At 60.6% G+C, this 23597-nt stretch carries 18 protein-coding genes; 13 read left to right on the top strand and 5 right to left on the bottom strand.

Annotation, left to right across the window (positions count from 1 at the left end; genetic code table 11):
- The first annotated feature begins 84 nt into the window (after nt 1–84).
- Nucleotides 85–2994, top strand: coding sequence for a GH25 family lysozyme (locus ACTJK0_RS08875; protein WP_440744121.1), 2910 nt, complete (start codon nt 85–87; stop codon nt 2992–2994).
- Between the two features lie 107 nt (nt 2995–3101).
- Here ACTJK0_RS08875 and rfbA read toward each other — a convergent pair whose 3' ends face one another.
- Complete coding sequence (rfbA, locus tag ACTJK0_RS08870) at nt 3102–3971, bottom strand: glucose-1-phosphate thymidylyltransferase RfbA (protein ID WP_110541102.1); 870 nt, start codon at nt 3969–3971, stop codon at nt 3102–3104.
- Between the two features lie 55 nt (nt 3972–4026).
- Between rfbA and rfbB the strand changes: the two genes are divergently transcribed.
- Genes rfbB through ACTJK0_RS08850 form a run of 4 tightly spaced genes read left to right on the top strand, consistent with a single transcriptional unit; the run spans nt 4027 to nt 7576 of the window.
- The gene (gene rfbB, locus ACTJK0_RS08865) at nt 4027–5025 is read left to right on the top strand and encodes a dTDP-glucose 4,6-dehydratase (RefSeq protein WP_110541103.1); all 999 of its coding nucleotides are present in this window, start codon (nt 4027–4029) and stop codon (nt 5023–5025) included.
- Nucleotides 5026–5028: 3 nt separating this feature from the next.
- Nucleotides 5029–6459, top strand: a complete 1431-nt coding sequence (locus ACTJK0_RS08860) for a sugar nucleotide-binding protein (RefSeq protein WP_440744122.1) — start codon at nt 5029–5031, stop codon at nt 6457–6459.
- Complete coding sequence (locus ACTJK0_RS08855) at nt 6456–7181, top strand: glycosyltransferase family 2 protein (RefSeq protein ID WP_110541105.1); 726 nt, start codon at nt 6456–6458, stop codon at nt 7179–7181. The genes ACTJK0_RS08860 and ACTJK0_RS08855 overlap by 4 nt, the downstream gene beginning before the upstream one ends.
- An 8-nt stretch (nt 7182–7189) precedes the next feature.
- Entirely contained in the window at nt 7190–7576 is a 387-nt protein-coding gene (locus ACTJK0_RS08850) for a DUF2304 domain-containing protein (protein ID WP_110541106.1), read from the top strand.
- 86 nt (nt 7577–7662) lie between these two features.
- On the opposite strand, the gene ACTJK0_RS08845 is transcribed toward ACTJK0_RS08850, so the two are convergent.
- On the bottom strand, nt 7663–8544 hold the full coding sequence (locus tag ACTJK0_RS08845) for a glycosyltransferase family 2 protein (protein WP_440744123.1): 882 nt from the start codon (nt 8542–8544) through the stop codon (nt 7663–7665).
- A gap of 192 nt (nt 8545–8736) precedes the next feature.
- Here ACTJK0_RS08845 and ACTJK0_RS08840 point away from each other — a divergent pair, with 192 nt between their 5' ends.
- The 7 genes from ACTJK0_RS08840 (at nt 8737) to ACTJK0_RS08810 (ending at nt 17544) form a co-directional block, all read left to right on the top strand.
- Nucleotides 8737–9456 (top strand): glycosyltransferase, encoded by a 720-nt coding sequence (locus ACTJK0_RS08840; RefSeq protein WP_440744147.1) that lies wholly within the window; start codon nt 8737–8739, stop codon nt 9454–9456.
- The gene (locus tag ACTJK0_RS08835; protein WP_440744124.1) at nt 9456–10391 is read left to right on the top strand and encodes a glycosyltransferase; all 936 of its coding nucleotides are present in this window, start codon (nt 9456–9458) and stop codon (nt 10389–10391) included. Before ACTJK0_RS08840 ends, ACTJK0_RS08835 begins: the two co-directional genes overlap by 1 nt.
- Nucleotides 10392–10445: 54 nt before the next feature.
- Nucleotides 10446–11489 carry a hypothetical protein gene (locus tag ACTJK0_RS08830; protein WP_440744125.1) on the top strand — a complete coding sequence of 348 codons (1044 nt, stop codon included), beginning with the start codon at nt 10446–10448 and terminating at the stop codon, nt 11487–11489.
- A gap of 27 nt (nt 11490–11516) precedes the next feature.
- Nucleotides 11517–12749: a polysaccharide biosynthesis C-terminal domain-containing protein gene (locus tag ACTJK0_RS08825; RefSeq protein WP_110541111.1), complete on the top strand. Its 1233-nt coding sequence runs from the start codon at nt 11517–11519 to the stop codon at nt 12747–12749.
- Nucleotides 12746–14719 carry a DUF6541 family protein gene (locus tag ACTJK0_RS08820; protein ID WP_440744126.1) on the top strand — a complete coding sequence of 658 codons (1974 nt, stop codon included), beginning with the start codon at nt 12746–12748 and terminating at the stop codon, nt 14717–14719. The genes ACTJK0_RS08825 and ACTJK0_RS08820 overlap by 4 nt, the downstream gene beginning before the upstream one ends.
- Nucleotides 14720–14788: 69 nt before the next feature.
- Complete coding sequence (locus ACTJK0_RS08815) at nt 14789–15850, top strand: substrate-binding domain-containing protein (protein WP_440744127.1); 1062 nt, start codon at nt 14789–14791, stop codon at nt 15848–15850.
- Nucleotides 15847–17544: a DUF2142 domain-containing protein gene (locus ACTJK0_RS08810; protein ID WP_146228542.1), complete on the top strand. Its 1698-nt coding sequence runs from the start codon at nt 15847–15849 to the stop codon at nt 17542–17544. The genes ACTJK0_RS08815 and ACTJK0_RS08810 overlap by 4 nt, the downstream gene beginning before the upstream one ends.
- A gap of 208 nt (nt 17545–17752) precedes the next feature.
- Here the strand turns inward: ACTJK0_RS08810 and ACTJK0_RS08805 are convergent, their stop codons facing one another.
- Nucleotides 17753–18229, bottom strand: a complete 477-nt coding sequence (locus ACTJK0_RS08805; RefSeq protein WP_440744128.1) for a GtrA family protein — start codon at nt 18227–18229, stop codon at nt 17753–17755.
- A gap of 433 nt (nt 18230–18662) precedes the next feature.
- Between ACTJK0_RS08805 and ACTJK0_RS08800 the strand changes: the two genes are divergently transcribed.
- Complete coding sequence (locus tag ACTJK0_RS08800) at nt 18663–20234, top strand: DUF2142 domain-containing protein (protein ID WP_440744129.1); 1572 nt, start codon at nt 18663–18665, stop codon at nt 20232–20234.
- A 53-nt stretch (nt 20235–20287) separates the two neighbouring features.
- On the opposite strand, the gene ACTJK0_RS08795 is transcribed toward ACTJK0_RS08800, so the two are convergent.
- Entirely contained in the window at nt 20288–22276 is a 1989-nt protein-coding gene (locus ACTJK0_RS08795; RefSeq protein ID WP_440744130.1) for a glycosyltransferase, read from the bottom strand.
- The gene (gene glf, locus ACTJK0_RS08790; RefSeq protein WP_440744131.1) at nt 22273–23460 is read right to left on the bottom strand and encodes a UDP-galactopyranose mutase; all 1188 of its coding nucleotides are present in this window, start codon (nt 23458–23460) and stop codon (nt 22273–22275) included. Before glf ends, ACTJK0_RS08795 begins: the two co-directional genes overlap by 4 nt.
- Nucleotides 23461–23597 lie beyond the last annotated feature (137 nt).

The following is a 23597-nucleotide window of genomic DNA, read 5'->3' as shown; positions in this document are numbered from 1 at the left end:
TATCAGGTGCCTTCCTGGGGGAATTCGCCTGAGCAGTATCCAAAGAGGCGCTTTGGGGAGCGCCGCATTGTCTCCGGAGCACATATGAAGCGGAACCTGTCTCAGTCCCGTCGCCCAATCATGACGTCCTTCGGGGCTGGCCTATTGGCTGTCTCGTTGCTGATCGGCCCTGGCCTAACGGGAGCCGCTTCCGCTGTCGAGCCCAGTCCGGCACCCTCGCAGACTGCCGCCGCTTCGCCGGTTGCGACCCCAACGCCGTCCCCCACACCAACAACTCCCGGACCGGCACCAACAGTTCCCGCACCGGCACCGACAACGACGTCCTCCCCACAGCCTTCCCCTGCAGCCTCTTCGCCGACAACGGCAGCTGCGCAATCGATGGCCCAGGCAATCGGCCCCGGTGGAGCGGAGATGGGACAACGGTCCAAGCGGGTGACCTCGGCGTCCCCGTCGGGCGCTGTTCAGAAGCTGAATGCGGAATCGCTTGCAACAGAGGGCACGTGGATGCCCTCCTTCGGCGTACAGGGACTGGACGTCAGCGGACACCAGACCAACGTCGACTGGCAGCAGCAGTGGAACATGGGTGCAAGGTTCGCCTACGTGAAGGCTTCGGAGGGAAACTACTTCACCAATGACCTGTTCGGAGCTCAGTATCAGGGCGCGCGAAACGTTGGCATGATCCGGGGCGCCTACCACTTCGCCATCCCCAACTGGTCCTCCGGCGCCGACCAGGCACGCTACTTTGTCCAGAACGGCGGCGGATGGTCCGGGGATGGCTACACAATGCCGCCGGTTCTTGACTTCGAGTTCAACCCCTATGAGGGCCGGACCATCAACGGCTTCTACTTCGGCGACACCTGCTACGGCATGTCCCAGGCTCAGCTGACCTCCTGGGTCCAGGATTTTGGCAATACCATGCAGTCGCTGACCGGAAGACTACCCGTCATCTACACGAATACGAGTTGGTGGAACCAGTGCCTAGGCAACCCCACCGGTCTCGGGGAATATCCGCTTTGGGTCGCTGCTTACCCCTACTCGGCCACGAACGACGCCGGCGCCATTCCGACGGGGAGCTGGGGCACCTACAGCATCTGGCAGTACAGCAGCACCGGGCCGTTCGCGGGTGACTCCAATGTCTGGAACGGCGACTACGCAGGCCTCAAAGCATTTGCTTCCAGCGGAATTCCACCGGCAGCCATCCGCGCCATAGATGCCCTTCGCGCCTCAATGCCGTCCCTAAAAGCACAGACCTCGGAGACCGTCTGTGGACTCCGGGACGGGGGCTGTTTCCGGGGGTATGAGACAGGCATTGTGATGTGGTCACCGTCAACGGGCGCGCAGCCTAGCCTTATTGGGCCGATACGGGACGCGTGGGCTGCCGGCGGTTACGAGAACGGACAGATGGGCTACCCGGTTTCCGGCGTCATCTGCGGGCTCAAGAACAACGGATGCTTCCAGAACTACCAGGGCGGGTCAATAATGTGGTCGCCGGGTACGGTGGCTGCACAAGTACCATTCGGCGCGATCCGGGATTACTGGGCGGCGCAGGGTTACGAAAACGGTGGACTGGGTTATCCCCTGAGCAATCAAACCTGCGGACTCAAGTCCGGGGGCTGCTTCCAGCTCTTCCAGGCAGGCTCGGTTCTCTGGAGTCCGACAACCGGAGCACGGCTAGTCAGGACAGGTCCAATTCTGGATGCATGGGCGCGCGCAGGGTACGAAAATGGCCTGCTCGGATACCCGAACGGCGAGGCCCTCTGCACCACGTCTTCCTGCACTCAAAACTTCAGCGGTGGAGTCATCGGGTGGACGCCCACATCCGGCGCCTGGCCCGTCTTCATGGGTATCGGCGAAGCCTGGAAAACTGCCCGCAGTAATGGTGAACCCATCGGATTCCCCGTCGCAGGGGAGGTGTGCGGGCTCCGGGGCGGTGGTTGCTATCAGCTCTTCCAAAGCGGGACAGTGATGTTCTCGCCCACCACCGGTGCCTACGCACTGACGGGCAAAATCCTGGATTACTGGGGGAAGTCCGGATTCGAAAATGGCCGGCTCGGCTATCCCACCAGCCGGGCAAGTTGCGGGGCAGTTCAGACGGAGTGCCGGCAGTCGTTCGAGCAGGGCGTTGTAGCCTACTCGGCAACGACTGCCCCGCAAACGGTAGCTGCCGGCCCAATGGCCGCAGGATGGGAGCGCCTGGGCTGGGGATCCGGAAGCCTGGGATATCCGACATCCACACAATACTGCGGACTGAAGGACAGTGGGTGTTTCCAAATGTTTGCCGGTGGAGCACTGATGTACTCTCCTCAGACCGGTGCACAGCCGAGCCTCGTGGGTCCCATCAGGGACCTCTGGCAAAAGACGGGCTTCGAGAACGGTGTCCTTGGCTATCCGGCCTCCAATGTGATTTGTGGTTTGGTGGACGGCGGATGCTTCCAAAACTACTTCAATGGAACAGCAATGTGGTCCCCCCAATCCGGCGCGAATGCTGTCATGTTCGGCCCTGTCCGGGACGAATGGGTAAGCACCGGTTACGAGGGCGGAAAGCTCGGCTATCCAGTCAGTGCACAAATCTGTGGCCTCAGGAATGGCGGATGCTTCCAGAACTTCGCCAAGGGGACCATCATGTACTCGTACTCCACGGGAGCGCAGGCCATGATGTCGACGCCTATCAGGGATCGCTGGGCCACCACGGGATACGAGAACGGATCCCTCGGGTATCCCACCAGCGAAGCCATTTGCGGGCTGAGGAACGGTGGATGCTTCGAGAATTTCGAAAAGGGAACCGTGATGTGGTCCGCAACGAGCGGGGCGCAATTGATGCTGCCCGGGCCCATCCAGCAGCGCTGGGCAAGCCAGGGATTCGAAAACGGCCAACTCGCGTACCCCACGGGCGGCCAAACCTGTTCCTCCGACAAGACGGCCTGCAGCCAGACCTTCCAGGGCGGCAGCATAAGCTGGACGGCAGCAGGCGGAGCGACAATTCGCCTTAACTGACTGCGACAACTACCTGCGACATAAGAAAGGGCCTGAACCCGGTATCCACCGGGCTCAGGCCCTTCACTTATTTGCGGTCAATCCCGGCACATGCCGTGTTCGGGTAGTCAGTGACCGTACTCAAGCAAATCGATGAGGTACGACCCGTAGCCACTTTTCACCAGGGGTTCGGCCCGTTCCCTGAGCTCGTCATCTGTCAGGAAACCCAGCCGCCAGGCAATTTCCTCAGGCGCCCCGATCTTCAACCCTTGGCGGTTCTCGGTAGTGCGAACAAAGTTGGACGCGTCGTTGAGATCGTTGAAAGTACCGGTATCGAGCCAGGCCGTCCCTCGCGGGAGAATTTCCACCTGCAGTTTCCCGCGCTCCAGGTACGTGCGGTTAACGTCGGTGATCTCAAGTTCGCCCCTTGCCGAAGGCTTGAGATTCCGGGCAATTTCCACGACGTCATTGTCATAGAAGTAAAGGCCCGGCACAGCGTAATGGCTCTTCGGCCTCTCCGGCTTCTCCTCAAGCGAGATGGCCTTGCCTGTGGAGTCGAACTCCACCACTCCATACGCTTTAGGGTCTGCCACCCAGTACCCAAAAACGGCTCCGCCGTCTATATCTTCAAAACGGCGCAGCTGCGTGCCCATACCCTGTCCGTAAAAGATGTTGTCTCCCAGGACAAGGGCAACGGTGTCGTCGCCAATGTGCTCGGCACCCAGCACAAACGCTTGGGCGAGGCCATCGGGAGAAGGCTGCTGCTTGTAGGTGATAGAGACGCCAAAGCGGGAGCCATCACCGAGGAGCCGTTCGAACTGTTCCGCATCATGGGGCGTGGTGATAATAAGGATGTCCCGGATGCCCGCGAGGATCAAGGTGGAGAGCGGGTAGTAGATCATTGGTTTGTCGTATACCGGGACCAGCTGCTTACTGACGCCCAAGGTGATGGGGTGGAGCCTCGAGCCGGTACCGCCGGCGAGTATTATTCCGCGCATGCACCCATCTTTCCTTTAGCTAAGAGCAGCGGCAAATCCGGTAGTCTTGGGAATTATGCAGCGACTTCTTGTTACCGGCGGTGCCGGCTTCATTGGCTCAAACTTTGTCCACTACGTTTTGGAAAACACCGAAGACCACGTCACCGTTTTGGACAAGCTGACTTACGCAGGCAACCTTGAGTCACTGCAGGGACTTCCGCAGGAACGGTTCACCTTTGTTCAAGGCGATATCGCGGATCCGTCCGTTGTCGACGGTCTCGTCGCCGGTTCCGACGTCGTGGTTCACTACGCTGCCGAGTCGCACAACGACAATTCACTCCACGATCCGCGCCCGTTCCTGGACACCAATATCATCGGCACGTATACCCTGATCGAAGCAGCACGCAAGCACAACAAGCGCTTTCACCACATCTCCACAGACGAGGTCTACGGCGACCTGGAGTTGGATGACCCCGAGCGTTTTACCGAGCAGACGCCGTACAACCCGTCAAGCCCGTACTCGTCCACCAAGGCGGGTTCCGATCTCCTGGTAAGGGCATGGGTACGCTCTTTCGGCCTCCAGGCAACGATCAGCAACTGCTCCAACAACTACGGTCCTTACCAGCACGTGGAGAAGTTCATTCCCCGCCAGATCACGAACGTTATCGACGGGATCCGCCCCAAGCTCTATGGCAAGGGTGAGAACGTCAGGGACTGGATCCACGCCAACGACCATTCCTCGGCCGTGCTGGCGATCATCGCCAAGGGCAAAATCGGCGAGACCTATCTGATCGGGGCCGACGGGGAGAAGAACAACAAAGAGGTCGTTGAACTTATCCTCAAGCACATGGGCCAAGCCGCGGATGCCTACGACCACGTTATCGACCGGCCCGGGCACGACCTGCGCTATGCCATTGACTCCACCAAATTGCGCAATGAGCTTGGGTGGGAGCCGCAGTTCTCCAACTTCGACGAAGGCATCGAAGCCACCATTGCTTGGTACCGCGATAACGAGGACTGGTGGCGCCCGCAGAAGGCCGCTACAGAAGCGAAGTACAAGGAACAGGGACAGTAACCCATGTCTTTGGAGTTTTCGAAAAAGCTTGCTGCCCACGAAACACCCATTCCCGGCGTCGTTCTGTATGATCTTCCGGTCCACGGTGACAACCGGGGATGGTTCAAGGAGAACTGGCAGCGGGAGAAGATGGTGCCGCTCGGGCTGCCTGACTTCCGCCCCGTTCAGAACAACATCTCCTTTAACGAGAAGGCCGGAACCACCCGCGGGATCCATGCCGAGCCGTGGGACAAGTTCATTTCGGTTGCCACAGGCCGAATCTTTGGAGCCTGGGTCGACCTCCGTGAAGGACCTTCGTTCGGCACGGTCTTCACGGCCGAACTTGACCCCAGCCAGGCCATCTTCATTCCCCGCGGCGTGGGCAATGCCTTTCAGACGCTCGAGGACAATACGGCTTACACCTACCTTGTGAACGACCACTGGTCCGCGGACGCGCAGGGTCAGTACACCTTCCTGAACCTTGCGGACGAAACCGTAGCTATCGAATGGCCCATCCCGCTCTCCGACGCCGAACTGTCCGACAAGGACAAGGCGCACCCCCGCCTCGCGGACGTCGTGCCCATGCCACCGAAGAAGACCCTCGTGATCGGGGCCAACGGCCAGCTGGGTAAGGCACTGCGGAAGAAGTACGACGGCGAAAGTTCCGTTGAGTTTGCATCGCGCAGTGAGTTCGACCTCGGCAGCCCGGACGCTTTTGAGGACCGCAACTGGAAGAACTATTCCACTGTCATTAATGCGGCAGCCTACACAGCAGTGGATGCTGCCGAGACTTCCGAAGGCCGGGCGGCCGCCTGGGCCACAAACGTGACGGCGTTGACGCAACTTGCACGGATTGCCATTGAGCACGGCCTCACCTTGGTACACGTGTCCTCTGACTACGTCTTCGACGGCGCAAAGGAAGTCCATGCAGAGTCTGAAGCGCTGACGCCGCTTGGTGTTTACGGGCAAACCAAAGCAGCCGGCGATGCAGTCGTCAGCGTGGTCCCCCGGCACTACATCGTCCGCACGAGTTGGGTGATTGGGGACGGTGCCAACTTCGTAAGCACCATGGCCTCGCTCGCGTCGCGCGGAGTAGAGCCTTCTGTGGTGAACGACCAGTACGGTCGGCTCAGTTTCACCGACGACATCGCGGCGGGTATCCGGCATCTGCTGGACTCCGGCGCGGAATATGGCACGTACAACCTGAGCAACGACGGTGACCCGCAGTCGTGGGCGGACATCGCAGCCGACGTCTACGAATTGTCAGGCAAAAGCAGGACCGCCGTAACGGGCGTGAGCACCAAGGAATACTTCGAGGGAAAGGATGCTGCGCCCCGACCGCTGAACAGTGTCTTGGACCTTTCCAAGATCAGGGCTGCCGGATTCGAAGCACCGCCAGCTGGGTCGCGCCTGACCGAGTACGTTAACTCGATCACGAGCGGACATTCAGCATGACCGAAGCACGCCACGACACCCTGGTCATCATGCCGGCTTGGAATGAGTCCGAAGCCATCGGCAACACCATTGCGGAAGTCTTTGAGTTCGGACCGGCATGCGACGTGTTGGTGGTTGACGACGGCTCCCGTGACGACACTGCCCGGGTGGCACGCGCAGCCGGCGCCACAGTTGTGCAGTTGCCGTTCAACATGGGAGTCGGTGGTGCCATGAGGACTGGCTTCAAATATGCCCAGATGCATGGGTACCGGCAGGTCATCCAAGTGGACGCGGATGGACAACACGACCCCCGGGACATCAAAGCAGTCCTCGATGGATTGCGGGAGGCCGATATCGCCATCGGTGCACGGTTCGCTGATGCGGGCAACTACACCGTTCGCGGCCCCCGAAAGTGGGCGATGAACGTGCTGGCGTGGACAATATCCCGGCTGGCACGGACCAAGCTCACCGACGTGACCTCCGGATTCCGCGCAGCGAACACCAAAGCGATCCGCCAATACCTGGACCATTATCCCGCCGAGTACCTGGGCGACACGATCGATTCGTTGGTCGTGGCGATCCGCTCAGGCTGCACTGTCCGCCAGGTCGGCGTTTCAATGAGGGAGCGTCAGGGAGGCACCCCGAGCCATGACCCCATCAAGGCCGCCATCTACCTTGGCCGCTCAGGGATGGCGCTCTTGTTCGCGCTGACGCGCAAGAAGTCCACACCTTCGACCAACTAGGAATCCACATGTCCCTCCTTATGGGCTCCATCGTCGTCGTGGCGATTCTCTTCTTCGTCTTCGAAATGCTGCGGCGGCAGAAGCTGCGCGAGAAATACGCCGTTCTCTGGATCGTCATCGGCATAGGCACGCTGCTGCTGGCCGCTTTTCCCGCGCTGCTTGAGCAAGCCAGTGGCCTGCTCGGAATCCAGGTCCCCGCGAACCTCCTCTTCATCACCACGCTGGTCCTCCTTGTCGGGGTATGCCTTCACTTGTCCCGTGAGCAGTCGCAGGCCGAAGACGAGGTGCGCATTCTTTGCGAGGAGGTGGCCCTGTTGAAGGTTGAGCTTTCGGCGTTGCAGCAGAGCGTCGGTTCGCACCCGCGACAGGACGGTACTGCCGGCCCCGCTGCGTAGCAGGAGGATTTGCCCGGGCCTGGCCAGGCGGACCAAACAAAAAAGGGAGCGACCCCCGCGGGGCGCTCCCTTTCCTATGCGATCGGTCAGCCGAAGATGTGCTTTGCCAGCCGCGGGAGGGAGTCCACCTTGCCCATGGCCACAGACTTGACCACCAAGGACGCAGCGTTCAGCCGCGAGGTGGTGTGGAAGGACGCTGCGCGGGCAGCGCGGTTCCAGCCCAGTTCCTTGAAACGGGCGGCCTGCCCTTCAAAGAAGCGCCGCTCTTCGTCAAAGCGCCGCCCGTCCAGGGCACGCACGGATGAATCTGAGGCCGAGTGCCTGCGGTACAGGAACGACAATGTGGGGTCCACGATAAGGGAGCCGCCTTCCGCCGCTATGTCCAGCAGCAGGGCCAGGTCCTGGACGACGTCCAGGCCGTCCGTGAAGCCGATCCGCACGATGGTCTCCGACCGCCAGGCCAACGACGGAAAGTATGCCCAGTCAGCACGTACCAGGCTGGTAGCCATCTGCTCACCCTTGAGCTCAATCCGCTCGCGGGTCTTCGGCGCGTAGGCCTTTTTGACTGCATCAGCCAAAGGGATGCGGGCAATGCCCTTTTCATCGATGACCTGGACCCCGGGCTGGACGACACTGGCATGCGGATAGGTCTCGAATGCGTCCACTACCACGTCCAGGTAGTTGGGCAGCATGACGTCGTCTGCACCCATGATGACCACGTAAGGCGCCTCGACCATGGTCAGGGCCTTCTTATAGTTGCCGTTGGCACCCAGGTTTTTCTCGTTCTTGAGGTACGTAACGCGAGGGTCAGTAATCGTCGAGAACCAGCGTTCCGGCTCGGGGTCCGGATAGCCATCGTCGATCACGATGAGCCGCCAGTCTTCGTTCTCCTGGTTCATCACGCTTCGGGCTGCGAGCTTCATCTGATCGACATCGCCGTAGTAGGGCAGCATTACGTCAACGGTCATGGACCTGGGATTCCTTCCGTGGGCTCCGCTCGAAGAACTCGGCGGCTTCCCCACGATTATAGTTGACCGGCCCCTGTCGGGCCCGTCAGGCATGGCTTGCTAGACTGCATGGGGTCCTGCCCGCCCCGCTGGCACCGCCCGGAGTGAGGAGAATTACTTTTGGAGCCCACAACCACCCAGCCGCGCATCAGCGTGTGCATGGCTGCCTACAATGGCGCGCGCCATATCAGGGAGCAGATCGATTCGATCCTTCCTGAACTCGGCCCCTACGACGAAATCGTTGTAGTGAACGACTGTTCCACCGACGACACTGCTGCCCTCGTCGCCGCTGTTCCGGATGCCCGCATCCGGCTGATCGATGCCGAACAAAACCGCGGGTATGTTGCAACGTTTGAAAGAGCCCTCGGGGAGGCACGGGGAGAATTCGTCTTCCTTTCGGACCAGGACGATGTTTGGCTGCCGGGCCGTGTGGAGAGCATGATTTCGGCCCTGGACGGCAAAAACATGGTGGTGAGTAACTGCAGGCACTTCGATGGAGCCCTCGGCTCATTCCATGAGATTCGTTTACGTGCAAAGGACTCGACCCACTACTTGCGCAACCTCTTGGGCATCGTGGTCGGCTACCGGCTCCATTGGGGGTGCGCAATGGCCGTTCGGCGGAACCTTCTGGCCCAGGCACTGCCGTTCCCGCCTTACATGAATGAATCCCACGACCAGTGGCTGGCAACTGTGGGCAACGTCAACCGCTCCATCGTCTACATGGAAGAAGACACCATCCTGCACAGACTTCACGGCGAGAACCTGACGCCCCACGGTATCCGCTCAGCCTCAAAAATACTTCGGGCACGGATTGCCTTCCTGCGGAACGTCTACGTTGCCGTGCGACGCTCCCGGCAGACGAGGCAGGCGTGATGGTGCAGCCCGAGCCCACGCCGACGAGTCCCCACCCCAACGTGTGTGGAGTTGTATCGGCCTATAACCCCGCGGCAGAAAATGTCGCCAACGTGAAGTGGCTGCTGCGCTTCGTCGCCCACGTCGTCGTTGTGGACGACGGCTCGCGCGACGACGTGTCAGAAGCCCTGGCAGAGATGGAGCAGGCGGGGGCGGTTGTCTTGCGCCTCGCCACCAATTCCGGGATTGCCCGTGCCCTGAACACAGGAATCAAGGAAGCACTCGAGCGCTGGAACCCGGAGTGGATCGTCACCATGGACCAGGACTCCAGGTTCACGGGAGACTACGTCGGTGCGGCGCTGGCCACCGTTGCGTCGTCCCGTGACCCGCAAAGCGTAGGGATGGTGTGCGCGGAGTCGCACAATCATATTTCCCTCCCGGTGTGGGGCAGTCGGGACGAGCCCCAGATTTTCGACCCCATGACCAGCGGCACCTTGGTGCGGGCAAGCACGTTTGATGCAGTGGGCCTCTTCGACGAAGGGTTCTTCATCGATTGCGTAGATTCTGAATTCAATGCGCGGCTCAGGGAGCACGGACTTCGTGCACTGGCAGGACGGGGCTGTAATCTCGAGCACAGCCTCGGCAGTTCACGACCGATGAAGCTGCTCGGCTGGCATGCGCACATCGGCCCCAAGAAGCTCTACATCTATTACCACGCGCCGTTCCGGGTCTACTACATCACCCGCAACTCGCTGACACTTGCACGCCGATATGCCCTGAAACAGCCGGCCTGGGTTCTGCGCAGAATCTACATGGAAATCCAAAGCAACATTGTGCGCTTCGGATTCGGTCCCAACAGACGCAAGCACGCGATTGCCGCTGCAGCCGGCATCCGGGACGCACTCCGTCAAAGGATGGGCAAGATAGACGACGACCTTGCCGCCCGCTTGCGCTAAGCGCCAGTTCCCCTCATTCCTCTGAACTGCCCGGTCAACATCGAAAGAATACTCATGACCACCAACTCAGGATCAATCTTTGTCCTCTATCACCGCGGCTTGCGCACAGGAGGGCCCGAAGCGCTCCATCAGCTGGTCGATATGCTGCGTGAGCTCGGGCAGGACGCCTACCTGGTCCCCCATCCGCACACGGCAGGCAATGAGCGCGTGGAGCAGTACGGGATTTACGATGCCCCGGAGGCAACTGAAATCGTCGATTCCGCCGAAAACGTGGTGGTCTATCCGGAGACCTACGTCCACGAGGTGTCCCATATCAAGCAGGCCCGTCGCATGTGCTGGTGGCTCAGCATTGATAACTCGCTGACCTTCATGGCCGAACGCATGTGGTACCGGAGCACGGCCGGCCTATTTGAAAAGGCCAAGGAAGCCGCAGTCCCCTTCGCGCGGATGTGGAAGAACGGCGTGACCCCGGCAAAGCTGCGCACCGACAAGGACGTAATCCACCTCGTGCAGTCCTCCTATGCGTGGGCCTTTGTTGCCACCAGGTTGGACGTCGTGCCCTCCTTGGTCTCCGACTACACCCCCACGGAGGAATTCCAGGCCGCGGCCACCGCTGAGCGTAACCGCCAACTGGTGACCTACAATCCCGCCAAGGGCGGACACATCATCGATGCGGTTAAGGCGGCGAGTCCACCCACCATCGAGTGGCAGCCAATCGTTGGTATGACCCGCGCCGAGGTTGTTGCGACCCTGCAGCAATGCGGCGTTTATTTGGACCTGGGGCACCACCCCGGTAAAGACCGCATGCCTCGGGAAGCAACACTTTCCGGCGCCCTGACCGTCGTGGCCCGTCGCGGATCCGGCGCCTTCTACGCTGACGTTCCTATTCCCTGGGAACACAAGATCACGCCGGGAGATACCGAGGTTGCCACCGCTGCAGCCATGCTGCCGCGGCTCATCGCCAACTTCGAGCAGGAAGTGGCGAAACAAGGCAGCTACCGCGAAACCATCCTCAACGAACGATCCAGGTTCAAGCGGGAGGTTGAGGACGTCTTCGTCAACGGCCGCCTGGGCAAGGATGCCTATGACTACGTGTAGCCGACGCACCACGGCCGGGACGACGGCATGATCAAAAGAATCGCGGCTTTCGCCGGTTTGCCCCTGCTCGCCTCGCTGGCGTCATTTATCCTCTTGCCCATCATCGCCACAGTGGGTGGACCGCCGGCCTGGAATTCCCTGGCCGTGGGCCAGGCTGTAGGGGCAATCGCGGCAATTGTCATCGGGCTCGGGTGGCCATTGACAGGTCCTGCCGCCGTCGCCTCAGAAAGCGACGCCGTTACCCGCCGCCGACTCTACGCCACCAGTTTCGTTACCCGATTTTATGTCTTTATCTGCGCCGTTCCCCTTATGGCAGGCGTCCTCTCGTTGACGGGCGTTAAAGAGCAGTTCTGGGTCGCTTTCCTGATGGCCTGTGCCCAGGCGGCGGCAGGGCTTACTCCGGCCTGGTACTGCATAGCGACGGGGCACGCCGGCAGGATCGCAAAGTATGACGTTATTCCCCGTATGGTCGCGACTCTGGGCGTCATCCCGCTCTTGTTCGCGACCGGCGGGATCTTCCTCTACCCACTGGCGCTGCTGCTGCTCGGCCTTGCAGGAACCTTGTGGTTCAACAAGGATCACGCTCAACGGGCGGACTTCCACGGGCTGACTCCCCGCACAGTGATTCGGGAAATCTGGGAGCTGAGGGGCGGAGCGGGCGTGACCGTCGCCGCAGGAGCGTATGCTTCCACCCCCGTCCTTGTGGTGCAGGCTGCTGTCTCCGCCTCCGGGTTGGCTGCGTTCGTATCAGCGGAGAAGCTGTACCGCATTGGGCAACTCGCCACGGCCGCGTTGGGTAACAGCCTTCAAGGCTGGGTCAACGAGTTCGGCTCGGACCACAAGGAGCGGCGAAGGTTCTCTCTTCTGGCTTTGTCAGTCCTGGGCGCAGCAGGCTGGCTGATCCTGTCCCTCCTTGGCCCGTGGGTCAGCGCCACCATATTTGGCGCAGCTTACGCAGCTGAATTTTGGACCTGTTTCTGGTTCGGTTTGTCGTTCCTCCTCGTCTGTGTGACAACTTCCACGGGAGCGCACTGGCTGGTGCCTGCCAAACAGATGCGGGTGGTTTTCTCCAGCACCATTACTGGGGCCCTTGTCGGGCTCCCGGCCATGGTCATCCTGGCGCACCTGATGGGCGGCCCGGGCGGCGCGCTCGGGCTAGCGGTGGGCGAGATTGCGGTAACCCTCATACAGCTGCGCGCCATCATGCGGCTGCTGCGGGAGACGTCGCCGGAGGACAGGACTGAGGAAATACCGTCGTGAACTGGCTGACCATTCTTCCGGCGTCGGCGGTCGCGATTCTGCTCCTGTATGTTCCCGGTGCCGCCATCGCGTCCTGCCTGAAGTTCCGGTTGGGCGGGATCCTTGGCATCGCCCCACTGCTCTCAACAGCAGCCGCCGGACTTGCCGGAGTTCTCGGCGGGCTCCTCCACGTGCCCTGGAACATCCTGCCGTATCTTCTCGTCAGCGCGGTTCTCGCCGCCGGGGCATTGGTCCTGACCCATCGCATCCCTTGGCGGCTGAGAACCCCCAACTGGCGGACGGTCCTTCCCTTCGCTGCGCTTGCCCTGGCGACGCTGCCCATGACATGGCGCTTCATCCAGCTTGTGGGGTCACCCGACCACCCCTCACAAGTCTTCGATAATGTGTTTCACCTCAATGCCATCCGCTTCATACTCGACACTGGAAACGCATCATCACTGACGCTGGCTTCGATTCAGGGAGTGCAGGGCCTTGACGCGGTTTACCCTGCGGCGTGGCATTCCTTTGCAGCCCTCCTGGTGCAGCTGGCTTCAGTGGATATTCCTACTGCAGAGAACGTCCTGAACCTGGTCATTGTTGCGCTCCTCTGGCCAGCCTCCTGCCTGTTCCTCGTCACGAAGACCATCTCGCGCAGGCCGGCGGCCCTCATCATAACCGCGGTGGTCGCCGGCACCCAGGTTGCCTTCCCGTTCCTCATGATTGTCTGGGGCCCTCTTTTCCCCTACGCCATGGCCCTCAGCATGATGCCGGTCGTGATAGCGGAACTCGCAGCGCTGGTCCGCATCGGGCGTACACGGACGGAACCACTTCTCAGCTGGGCAGCGGCACTGGTGCTGTCGCTGGCAGGTCTCGCATTCGCCCACACGAGCTCCATCAACATCACGGTGGCGCTTGCCCTTCCGATCCTGGCCATTTTGTGGTGGCGGATCATGCCGCGCAGGGACATGTGGCGGGTGAACCCCGCCGGAGCGTGGCTGTTCCTTGGCGGGACCGTCGGGATCCTCGCTGTCGCCGCGGTCCTGTGGTTGAAGCTGCGCCCTGCCCCCTATGACAACTGGGGACCAACCGTGAAGCCGGGCGCCGCCGTCGGGGAAATACTCACCGCCAGCACGATGCAATCCGCCATACCGGCCGTGGTGGTTTCCATCCTGTCGGTCTACGGTCTCCTCACCACCTTCAAAGTACGGAAGTGGCGCTGGATGGCTGCCTGCTACGCCGTACTCGGAGGGCTCTATATCGTTGCGGCGTCTTTCCCGAAAGGCAGCATCCGGGACATCCTGATCGGCACCTGGTACCAGGACACCTACCGCCTCGCCGCACTCCTGCCCCTTTTTCTGACCCCTCTTGCCGTCATCGGAGGTCTGCGTTTATGGGACTCCGCGCGAAGCTCGTGCCGGGGAGCGCGGACGTGGCGCACCTGGGAGGCCTCCATCGCCCGGACAGGCGCGAACGGGAAAACAGTACTGTCCACGGCCGCTGTGGTGGTCTTCGCCCTCCTCGCGTCGTTCGCAGGCCCGCTGGCCCACTACATCCAAGGCGCATCGTCCGTCTACCGGTTCGACGAGCAATCGGAGCTCCTGACACCCGATGAGCTGGCTTTAATCCAGCGGATTCCAACCCACGTCCCGTCCGATGCAGTCATAGCTGACAATCCATGGAACGGGAGCTCCCTCGCTTACGCTTATACCGGGCGCCGCGTCCTGACAACACATCTGTTTTCAACGGACGACCCGGAGACTGACCTCATCAATCAAAAGCTCGGAGACGCAGCAGGCAACCCTGCCGTCTGCACCGCCCTCCACAATAAAAACGTGCAATACGTCCTGGACTTCGGGTCCCGGTACCTGATTGACCTGCCAGGGTCCGAAAAGTACCCGGCGCTGACCAACCTTGCACAGGCCAACGGATTGACCCTCGTGGATTCGCAAGGCCAGGACGCACGGCTCTACCGGATTTCCAGTTGTGGATGACTGGGGCGTTCACCGGTGTGGCGTCAGCCGTGTCCCTTACTTGGAGCGCCGGACCATTAGGCTGGATAGGTGATTCCCGTTTCTCGACGAACTAAAATCAGTGCCGCGCTCCTGCTGTCCGCACTCCTGCCCCTGTCTGCATGCGCAACCATGCCTCCGGGGACCATCGAGGGTGCCCTGACCGGAATCGGAAGCAACGCCGGCCAGGGAGCAGTCAGTGCATGGGGCCTGTCGTGGGGAAGCTCGGTAAAGGGGACCTACGTCAGCTACTCCCCCGACGGATCCGCGGCCGGGCTGAAAGCGTTCCAGGACGGGCAGTCGCAGTTCGCTGTGGGATCCGCCCCGCTCACGGACAGCGAGGCTACCGCGGTCCGGGGCATGTGCACAACCAAAGGGGCCATGTCACTGGCTGCCGGCGTCCTGCCCGTGGGCGTTGCCATCAAGCTCAAGGGCGTAAACGACATGATCCTGGACGCCAAGACCCTTGCGGCGATCCTGCAGGGGGGCATCACCCGCTGGAACGATCCCAGAATCGCGGCCCTGAACCCGGAAAATGTTCTTCCTGACGTTGCCATCACTGTTCTCGTGCAGCAGGGGCCCGCGGACACTGCCCGTCCAGTTAATTCCTACCTCAAGGACGCGGGAACCGACTGGAATCCGGCTGCCCAGGACCGTTGGCCGGGCAGTGTAAAGGGGCAAACACCGTCTCCCCCATTGGATCTCGCGAACAAGTTGGATGACACCAACGGAGGCATCTCCATCCTTGACGGAAGCATCATCGGGAACAGGTTCGTCGCTGCCCAGCTTGTCTTTGACGGCAAGCCCCAGCGGCTGCAGGCATCCTCTGTCGTCGACGCCGTGTCCACGGGAAACGTAACCGCGTCATCGAACGCCGTCACCCAGGCACTCGACGGGCGCTCGGGTTATGGCCTGGGCACCGTTATCTACATATACATGTGCAGGGAGTACACCAATGACCGAATGGGCCGGCTGGCCCGCTCATTCGGTCAGAGCGTACTCAGCGAAGAAGCACAAAAGAACGCGAATGCATTCGCCTTCGTCATGTCGCCAAGCAAGAAGGCGGTGAACGAAGGGCGCGCCCTCGTCAATGCAATTGGAGACGGACAGTGAGTTTATTGCTAAGAAGTGTTCGCGGACGTTCCCTTCCCCGGCCCCTTCCCACCTTCGCGCTCCTGACGGCGATCTTCTTCCTGTTGTTTGGTCTCTGGGCCTTGGCAACACCCTTGATGGGCGTCCCCGACGAACCGGCGCACACGATCAAGGCGGCAGCCGTAGTCCGGGGCCAGGTCCTGGTTGAGGACGGCACCTCATTCGGCCACGGTGTGCACGTCCGCGTTCCCAACTACATCGCCAGTCTTCACGCCCAAAGCTGCTACAAGTTCAACAGGGCACAGGCGGCCGACTGCGCCGCGCCCATCTACGTCGACGACACCTTCACCAACATTGGTGTAACGTCCGCCGGCTCCTACAACCCGATGTACTACTGGATAGTAGGGCTGCCTACCCTGTTTATGTCCGGCGCCCCCGCAATCTACGGCATGCGCCTCGTCAGCGCACTCCTGTGCGCGCTGTTCTTCGCCGCCGGGTTCACAGCCTTGACAGAGCTGCGGCGACCAAAGTACGCCGTCCTCGTCGCAGCCCTTGCCATGACCCCCATGGTTCTGTTCCTCGGCGGGGGCATCAACCCCAACTCGTTGGAGATTGCCGCCACAATGGCTGCCTTCTCAGGTTTCGTCGTCGTCCTGGACAACCGAAGGGGTACCAAACGCGTGCTGCCCGCCCTGGCGACCGTCGCTGCCGCAACAGTGGTGCTCGCAAATGCCCGGCAAATATCGCTGGTGTGGTTGCTCTGTGCCCTCATCATCGGAGTTTGCTCATTCAAGCTGCGCAGGGTCGTGACCGTCTTCAGTGACCGAAGAGTACTGACGGCGGTGGCACTGGCAGTTCCGGGAGCCCTCCTGGGCCTGCTGTGGATGTACATCGCAGCGAACGGACCCGCAAACGTGGGGGTCGCTCCGGAAGGTATTGCCAGCCCACATCCCGACGCCCCCCTTTACAGGGGCTTCATAATCATGCTTGACCAGACTTACGACTTCTTCCCGCAATACATCGGCACGATGGGCTGGCTGGACACGCCGGTCCCCGAACTGGTTGCGCTCGTCTGGGGAGGCCTCATGATTGCAGGCCTTGTGGTCCCCTTCTGCGTCCGTCCTCTGCGCAACTGGACAGGTTACTGGGTGGCGCTGGCCATGCTGTACCTGGTCCCGGCGCTCCTGCAGACCGCATTGTGGCGCGGAATGGGATTCATTTGGCAGGGCCGCTACACGCTTCCCTTGGTGGTCGTTCTGTTCATCAGCGTGGGGCTTGGCCTGCGGAAGCTGCGGTTTCCCGGCGGCGCTCTGGCATTGCGAATTTCCCGGGTCGTCTTCTGGCTCATCGTGGCCTGCCACACGCTGGCCTTTGTCTACGTCCTGCGCCGCTATGTCGTCGGCATCAGCGAAATAGCCAACTGGCAAACCCTGTTTTCGTCACCGCACTGGCAGCCGCCCATGGGCTGGCTGCCCCTGACTGTCCTGTACCTGATAGTGACAGCGGCCGGAGCTTTGCTCCTGTTCCGTTATCTTCACCCCGGAGTTCCCCTGACGAAGGGAACCCTGTCCCGGAGCAACAGAATCCAGCCCAGTGCAGGGCCTGTGGCAGACAAGGCAGAAGAAACCATCGGTCGGGAGCCTGCTCCGTCAGGTGCTCCTTCTGCACCCGGCGCGCAATTGAGTGCCGGCGGAACCCTGCGGCACGAACACTAGGCTGACAGGAGTCATTCCCGCCGGTTCATGGCGCCTTGTCGTGACGCTTTCAAAGGTAATGGGCGCTGCCGTAGCACCAGAGAATCAAGGCGGAAAGCGCCGTGGGCCCCTGTGCCAAGCATGGGCGCGGCCAGGGAAACCAACCACCACTCGGAGTTGTCTCACCGCCGGCGAAGTTGCAAGCCCGCAGAGGGCCACACATGCTGCCTTACGAGCGGGCAGCTTCCGGTGTACGCCGGAAAATCCAGTGCCGGTAGAGGAAGTAATTCCACCCGGTCGTCAGGATGGTGGCAGCTGTCTTGCCAATGACGTACGTCCAGCCGACAGCGTCAAACCCCGTGACTATGAGGTCGCTGATCACGATGTTGACGATCACCAGCAGGATGTACTTCAGCGCGCTGATGCTGCCACTGTTGTTGGCGCGGAAAGTAAACAGGCGCTGCAAGAGGAAGTTGAAGACGAGGCTCACAACAAATGCGATAGGAGTGGCTATCCAGAGGGGGACGTCGAAGATCTCGTGAAGGATGGCAAGCAGCCCAAGATCCAAGGCGAAAGAAACGCCGCCAACAAGCAGGAATCTGACCACCGGATGCCGGTAGAGTCCCATGACGATCCCCGGAACAGCTGGAACAGCTTCAACGGGTGTTTCCGGCGGCGAAGGCATGCCTGGCGGGGGTGTTGGCACGGTTGGGCTATCCTCTCATGGTTGCGGAGTGTTCAGCCTCTGCACAGCCCGCCTCCACGCATCCTTAAAGCTATCACGCCTGGCCCGTTGACCCTTGCCCATGAAGGATGGCGGGCAAGCCCATTCGCGTGGGGACGCAGGGCGTCCAGTCCGTTGTCCAGGTCTTTGCGCCGGATGGCCAATTGACGGCAGTTGATTTGCACGGCCGAATTCTTGTGTACATATGAGGACCCGGCTGTTCCGACGGAACTCCTGGAATCTCCGTGGGATGCAACGACAGGACCGGGCAGCGGAAAATAATGGGATGAGTCCAGGATGGGAAGCTTTGGCCTTTCGCGGTCAGGTCCCGCCCCGCCGTCGTGCGCCAGACTCCGCCATGTGAAGTGGGAATGGGCTCATTCCTGGTAAAGCTCCACGTATGCTTTAAACCACCATGCGAACCTCCTTGCTCCTTCATAAACCAACATCCGCCGTCCGCAAATTCAGCGCCGTCCCGTCACAGCTTCACGTGCTTCTTATCGCGTGGCTTCTTATTGGCGCGGCCAGCACAGTCTGGTGCTTTGCATCCCCATTGATGTCGGCTCCCGACGAGGCAGCGCATACGATCAAGGCAGCAGCTGTTGCCCGTGGTCAGTACGGCGGGACGAGCTCTGGAGTACAAGGAGAGCTATTGACAGTAGAGGTTCCCAAGTACATCGCTGAAGTCCAAAACTTCAACTGTTACGCTACGCATCCTGAAATAACGGCCAACTGCTACCAGCCCACGGACGGTGCCGACCGCACGCCCGTCAAAGCAACGACTTCGGCCGGGAATTACAATCCCGTCTACTACGCAATTGTGGGGCTTGGTAGTCGGGGTATTGCAGGCGAACCTGCTCTTTACGCAATGCGTATTATCAGTGCGTGGGTCACCTCATTTTTCCTTGCTGCCTTCTTTTACGCGGCGAGCTGTATGCGTAAAAGCCGATATATGCTAATTGCCTCAGCGGTTTCCGTGACTCCCGCCGCCCTCTTCCTTTCCGGCGCAGTGAACCCCAACGGGTTGGAGATCGCAACGACGGGCGCTTTTTATATGGGCCTTTGCGTAATGCTTGAGAACGCGGGGAAGTCCAGGCCCAGCTGGTTGACAACCGCCATCGTTGTAATTTCGGGAATTCTTTTGGCCAACACCCGGCCGCTTTCACTGCTGTGGCTGGCACTTGCAGTTATGGCGGCCGTTATTGGTCATTCCCGGTTTGCGCTGCTTGCCTTACTGAAAGCTAAGAGGTTTCAACTCTCCGTCGTCTTAGTCAGCGTCTCATGCCTATTCGCCGTCTGGTGGACCCTAACTGCCCATAGCCTGGACAGCCTCTTCGCTGTGACACCTCCGCTGCCCGCCGACGAGGCCGCCATCCTTATGCTGGATCGGACAGTGGGTTACATGCGCGAATATGTAGGCGTCCTGGGTTCCCTTGACACCGCTCCCCCGGCAGCAGTCGTCTACACGTGGGTCCTTGGGTTTGGTTGGCTGCTCATGCTGGCCTTTACGGCCCGGCCAGTGAAACTCCGCTGGCCGGTGGCCCTGACAACTATTGCTGTTCTCGCTGTACCTCCCGTGCTTCAAGCGGGTTCCAGCGAGACAGTGGGGTGGATTTGGCAGGGCAGATATGCACTGGCTCTTGTAATTCTGCTGATTCTCGTTTCGGGGAGGGCCGTCCGGTTCCGGCCATTCAACCCATCGCCTTGGTCCGCCTCGCTAATCCGTTGGAGTCTCGTGCTGGGAGTCCTGGCCCACGCATACCTCCTTTTGCAGGGGTTGCGCCGATACACCGTTGGGTTACATGGGGACCACATCAACTGGACTGAAATGTTCGAACCCCAGTGGCAGCCTCCCATGTCATGGCAAGGGTTGGCCGTTGCCTACGTGATCGTCTTGTCCATTGCCGGGCTCTGTCTTTACCGACTCTTGATGACGCCGCAGCTTGCACCGCAAACACCGGGAAATATGTCCAAGGTGGCGAAATGAATAGTCGCCCCCAACAGATTTGGGGGCGACTTCCATTACGGCTGCTTCATCCCTTAATGGTGAAGATTGGTTTCCTGCTCCATGTCAAAGCTGACACGCCACGCCTCCATAGAGACCAGATCAGTAAGGGCTGAACGATAGTCCGCCGCCAAGCTGTCCCAGTTCCTGTAGAGCGCTGCGTGCTGGAGGGCAGACTCCTTAAGCATCTCTTTCAGTTTCCTGGGATCGCGCTTATACCAAGAGGCGGCGGTCCCCTCGGCGTTGGACACTACGACCGAATCGAACTGCGCCGTACGGAACCACCTGTTGTCCACATGGGCAAGGTAACCCTGGGGTCGTTCGAGCGAGTCCGCGGAGGGCTGCTTGAGCAACTGCCGGGCCACTGTCTTCAGGCCCCACTTGACCATGTCCTTCTTGGCGGGCATCTGGCTGTCGGCCTGCCCCGACGGTCCCGCTCCCAGGGGAGGTGCGGGGAAATCCTCTACATCTTCACGCAGCTGCGCATCAGGAAAGGAATCCCGCAGCTTGTTGATGCTTTCGAGCTTGGTGGCGAGGGACGGATGGAGGTGGGACGGACCAGTCATCAGGTCCGACCTCGCCGTCAGCCGGTTGCGGACAGTGAAGTACTGAAGCGAAACAAGGTGCTTCACGTCTTCCTGGAAAGATTCCCGCAACACGGAACCGCCCTTCGGCTGGGGGCTGTGGAGGAGGGCAGTTATCAGGCGGTTCCGGTTATGGAAATATGCCTGCCAGCCAACCAGGTCGTCCTTATCAATCCACGAGATGTGCCAGAGCGCCGCGCCGGGGAAAGAAACAGTCCGGTAGCCGGCAGCCCGGGCGCGGAGCCCATATTCCGAGTCGTCCCACTTAATGAACAAGGGCAGCGGAAGGCCGATGTCGCGTATAACCGAAGTGGGTACCAGGCACATCCACCAGCCGTTGTAGTCGACGTCGACCCGCCTGTGCAGCCACGGCGTCTGGCGGAGGTTGGACACGCTGAAATCGTGCCGCATCTGCATGTCCTGGTGAGGCTGGCTTGGTGAGAACCGCCGGGAGTCGATCGTCTCGCCCATTGAATACAGCGTGCTGCGGCTGTACAGATCGAACATGTGGCCGCCCACGATAGTGGGCTTCCGGCACCGGCCGGAGAAGGCCATCATGCGCAGGATACTTTCCGGCTCCATCACGACGTCGTCATCAAGGAGCAGAACGTAGTCGCTGCCGTTTTCCACGGCTTCATACATGCCGCGGGCGAACCCTCCGGAACCACCCAGGTTCGCCTGGTTGATGACCCTAAGCTTGGGACCGATGAGGCCTGCCACTTCGGCAAAGCCTGGTTGGTCGGCAACCTTATCCGTGCCCTGATCAACAATCAGCACTTCCTGTGCCAACTCGAGCGCTTCCGGGTGTTCTGCCAGGGCACGGACGTTGGCGAGGCAGAAGTCCGGCTTGTTCATGGTGGTGATCTGAATGGTCACCGTTTCGGCTGCTCGTTCTGCTGGCGTCCCCTCCCAGCGGGCCTCGCCCAAGATAAGGTCGCCGCGGCTTGAGGCCACGTCGAACCAATACCATCCGCCGTCACCAAAGGGTTTGATGGAAAGATTGAATTCGGTTCTTGCGTCACCGTCGACCCGCTTTCCATCGACACGTTGGATGTTTCCGCGGGCGTTTGATTTATATACGGTGATGGACCCGTGGCCGGAGGTTTCAACCACCAGACGAACTTCGCGCAGGTGGGTCCATCTGCGCCAGTAGCTGGCAGGAAAGGCATTGAAATACGTCCCCAGCGAGATTTGCTCTCCTGAACGCACGCGGAGGGAATAACGGGACAGAAGGTCGTCGAAATGCACCTCCCGTTGGCTGGAGCCAACAAGTTGCAGTTTTTCCTCTGCCCGTTTGGGATTCCGCGCCGACTCGTCACTTTCCCGGAAGCGTATTCCTGCTGCCGGGCCGGGGTCCGCATAGAGCGACATCGTGTCCACTCCGGACTCGGGCGGGAATATCACCCGCTGGAGTGTCGCCCAGTCCGGCGAACCGATCATGCGTCGACTCCCCCGCTTTCAAGCTGCACGCCGCTTTCGAAGTGCGGCCGGATCTTGTTATCGAACATGCTGAGCGCCGAACCGATGGCCATGTGCATGTCCAGGTATTTGTATGTGCCCAGACGGCCACCAAACAGGACGTCCTTTTCCGCCGCGGCCAGGTCGCGGTATTTGAGCAACCGCTCCCTGTCCGCAGAGGTGTTGACCGGGTAGTAGGGCTCGTCGCCCTTCTCAGCAAAACGCGAGAATTCGCGCATGATGATCGTCTTCTCGGTCTGGTAGTCACGCTCGGGGTGGAAGTGGCGCGGTTCGATAACGCGCGTGTAGGGGACGTCGTCATCGTTGTAGTTCACAACGGACGTGCCCTGGAAGTCACCCATGTCCAGGACTTCTTCCTCGAAGTCGATGGTGCGCCAGGAGAGGTCGCCCTCGGCGTAGTCGAAGTACCGGTCCACCGGACCCGTATAGACCACCGGGATGTTGCCCACGACTTTGTTCTTGCTGTACTCGTGCGACTCATCGAAGAAGTCGGTGTTGAGCCGGACCTCGATGTTGGGGTGCTCCGCCATCTTTTCGATCCAGGCGGTGTAGCCGTTGGTCGGCAGGCCCTCATACTTGTCGTTGAAGTAGCGGTTGTCGTAGTTGTAGCGAACGGGCAACCGGGAAATGATGCCTGCCGGCAGATCCTTGGGGTCGGTCTGCCACTGCTTGCCGGTGTAGTGCTTAATGAAGGCCTCATACAGCGGGCGGCCGATCAGTTGGATGCCCTTGTCATTCAGGTTTTGCGGATCGGTGCCTGCCAGTTCCCCGGCCTGTTCCTGGATCAGCTCACGGGCCTGTCCCGGGGTCAGGTTGGCGCGGAAAAACTGGTTGATCGTGGCCAGGTTGATCGGCAGGGAGTAGACCTCGCCCTTGTGTACGCCGTAGACCTTGTGGACGTAGTTGGTAAACGTCGTGAACCGGTTGACATACTCCCACACGCGCTCATTGGAGGTGTGGAAGAGGTGCGCCCCATAGCGGTGCACCTCGATTCCGGTCTGCTCTTCCTTTTCGCTGTAAGCGTTTCCGCCTATGTGGTGGCGCCGGTCGAGGACAACGACCTTCAGGCCCAGTTCGGTGGCGGCCTGCTCTGCGATTGTCAGGCCAAAAAAGCCGGACCCTACGATGACAAGGTCAGCGGTCACAAAATCTCCTGGTTCGAATGCGGGCAGCGCAATGGTGCGCATTGTCTGCTGCTCTAGCCTACCCGAGGGACTGTGCGGCCCGTCGAATCAGGCCTCGTGTGATGCTGCACACGAGCTTGCGGCTTTATCCACATACG

This window comes from Paenarthrobacter sp. 22069, assembly GCF_052046035.1.
GTDB lineage: Bacteria > Actinomycetota > Actinomycetes > Actinomycetales > Micrococcaceae > Arthrobacter.
Note: the sequence above shows the minus strand (reverse complement) of the source record. Positions and strands in the feature narration are given on the sequence as shown.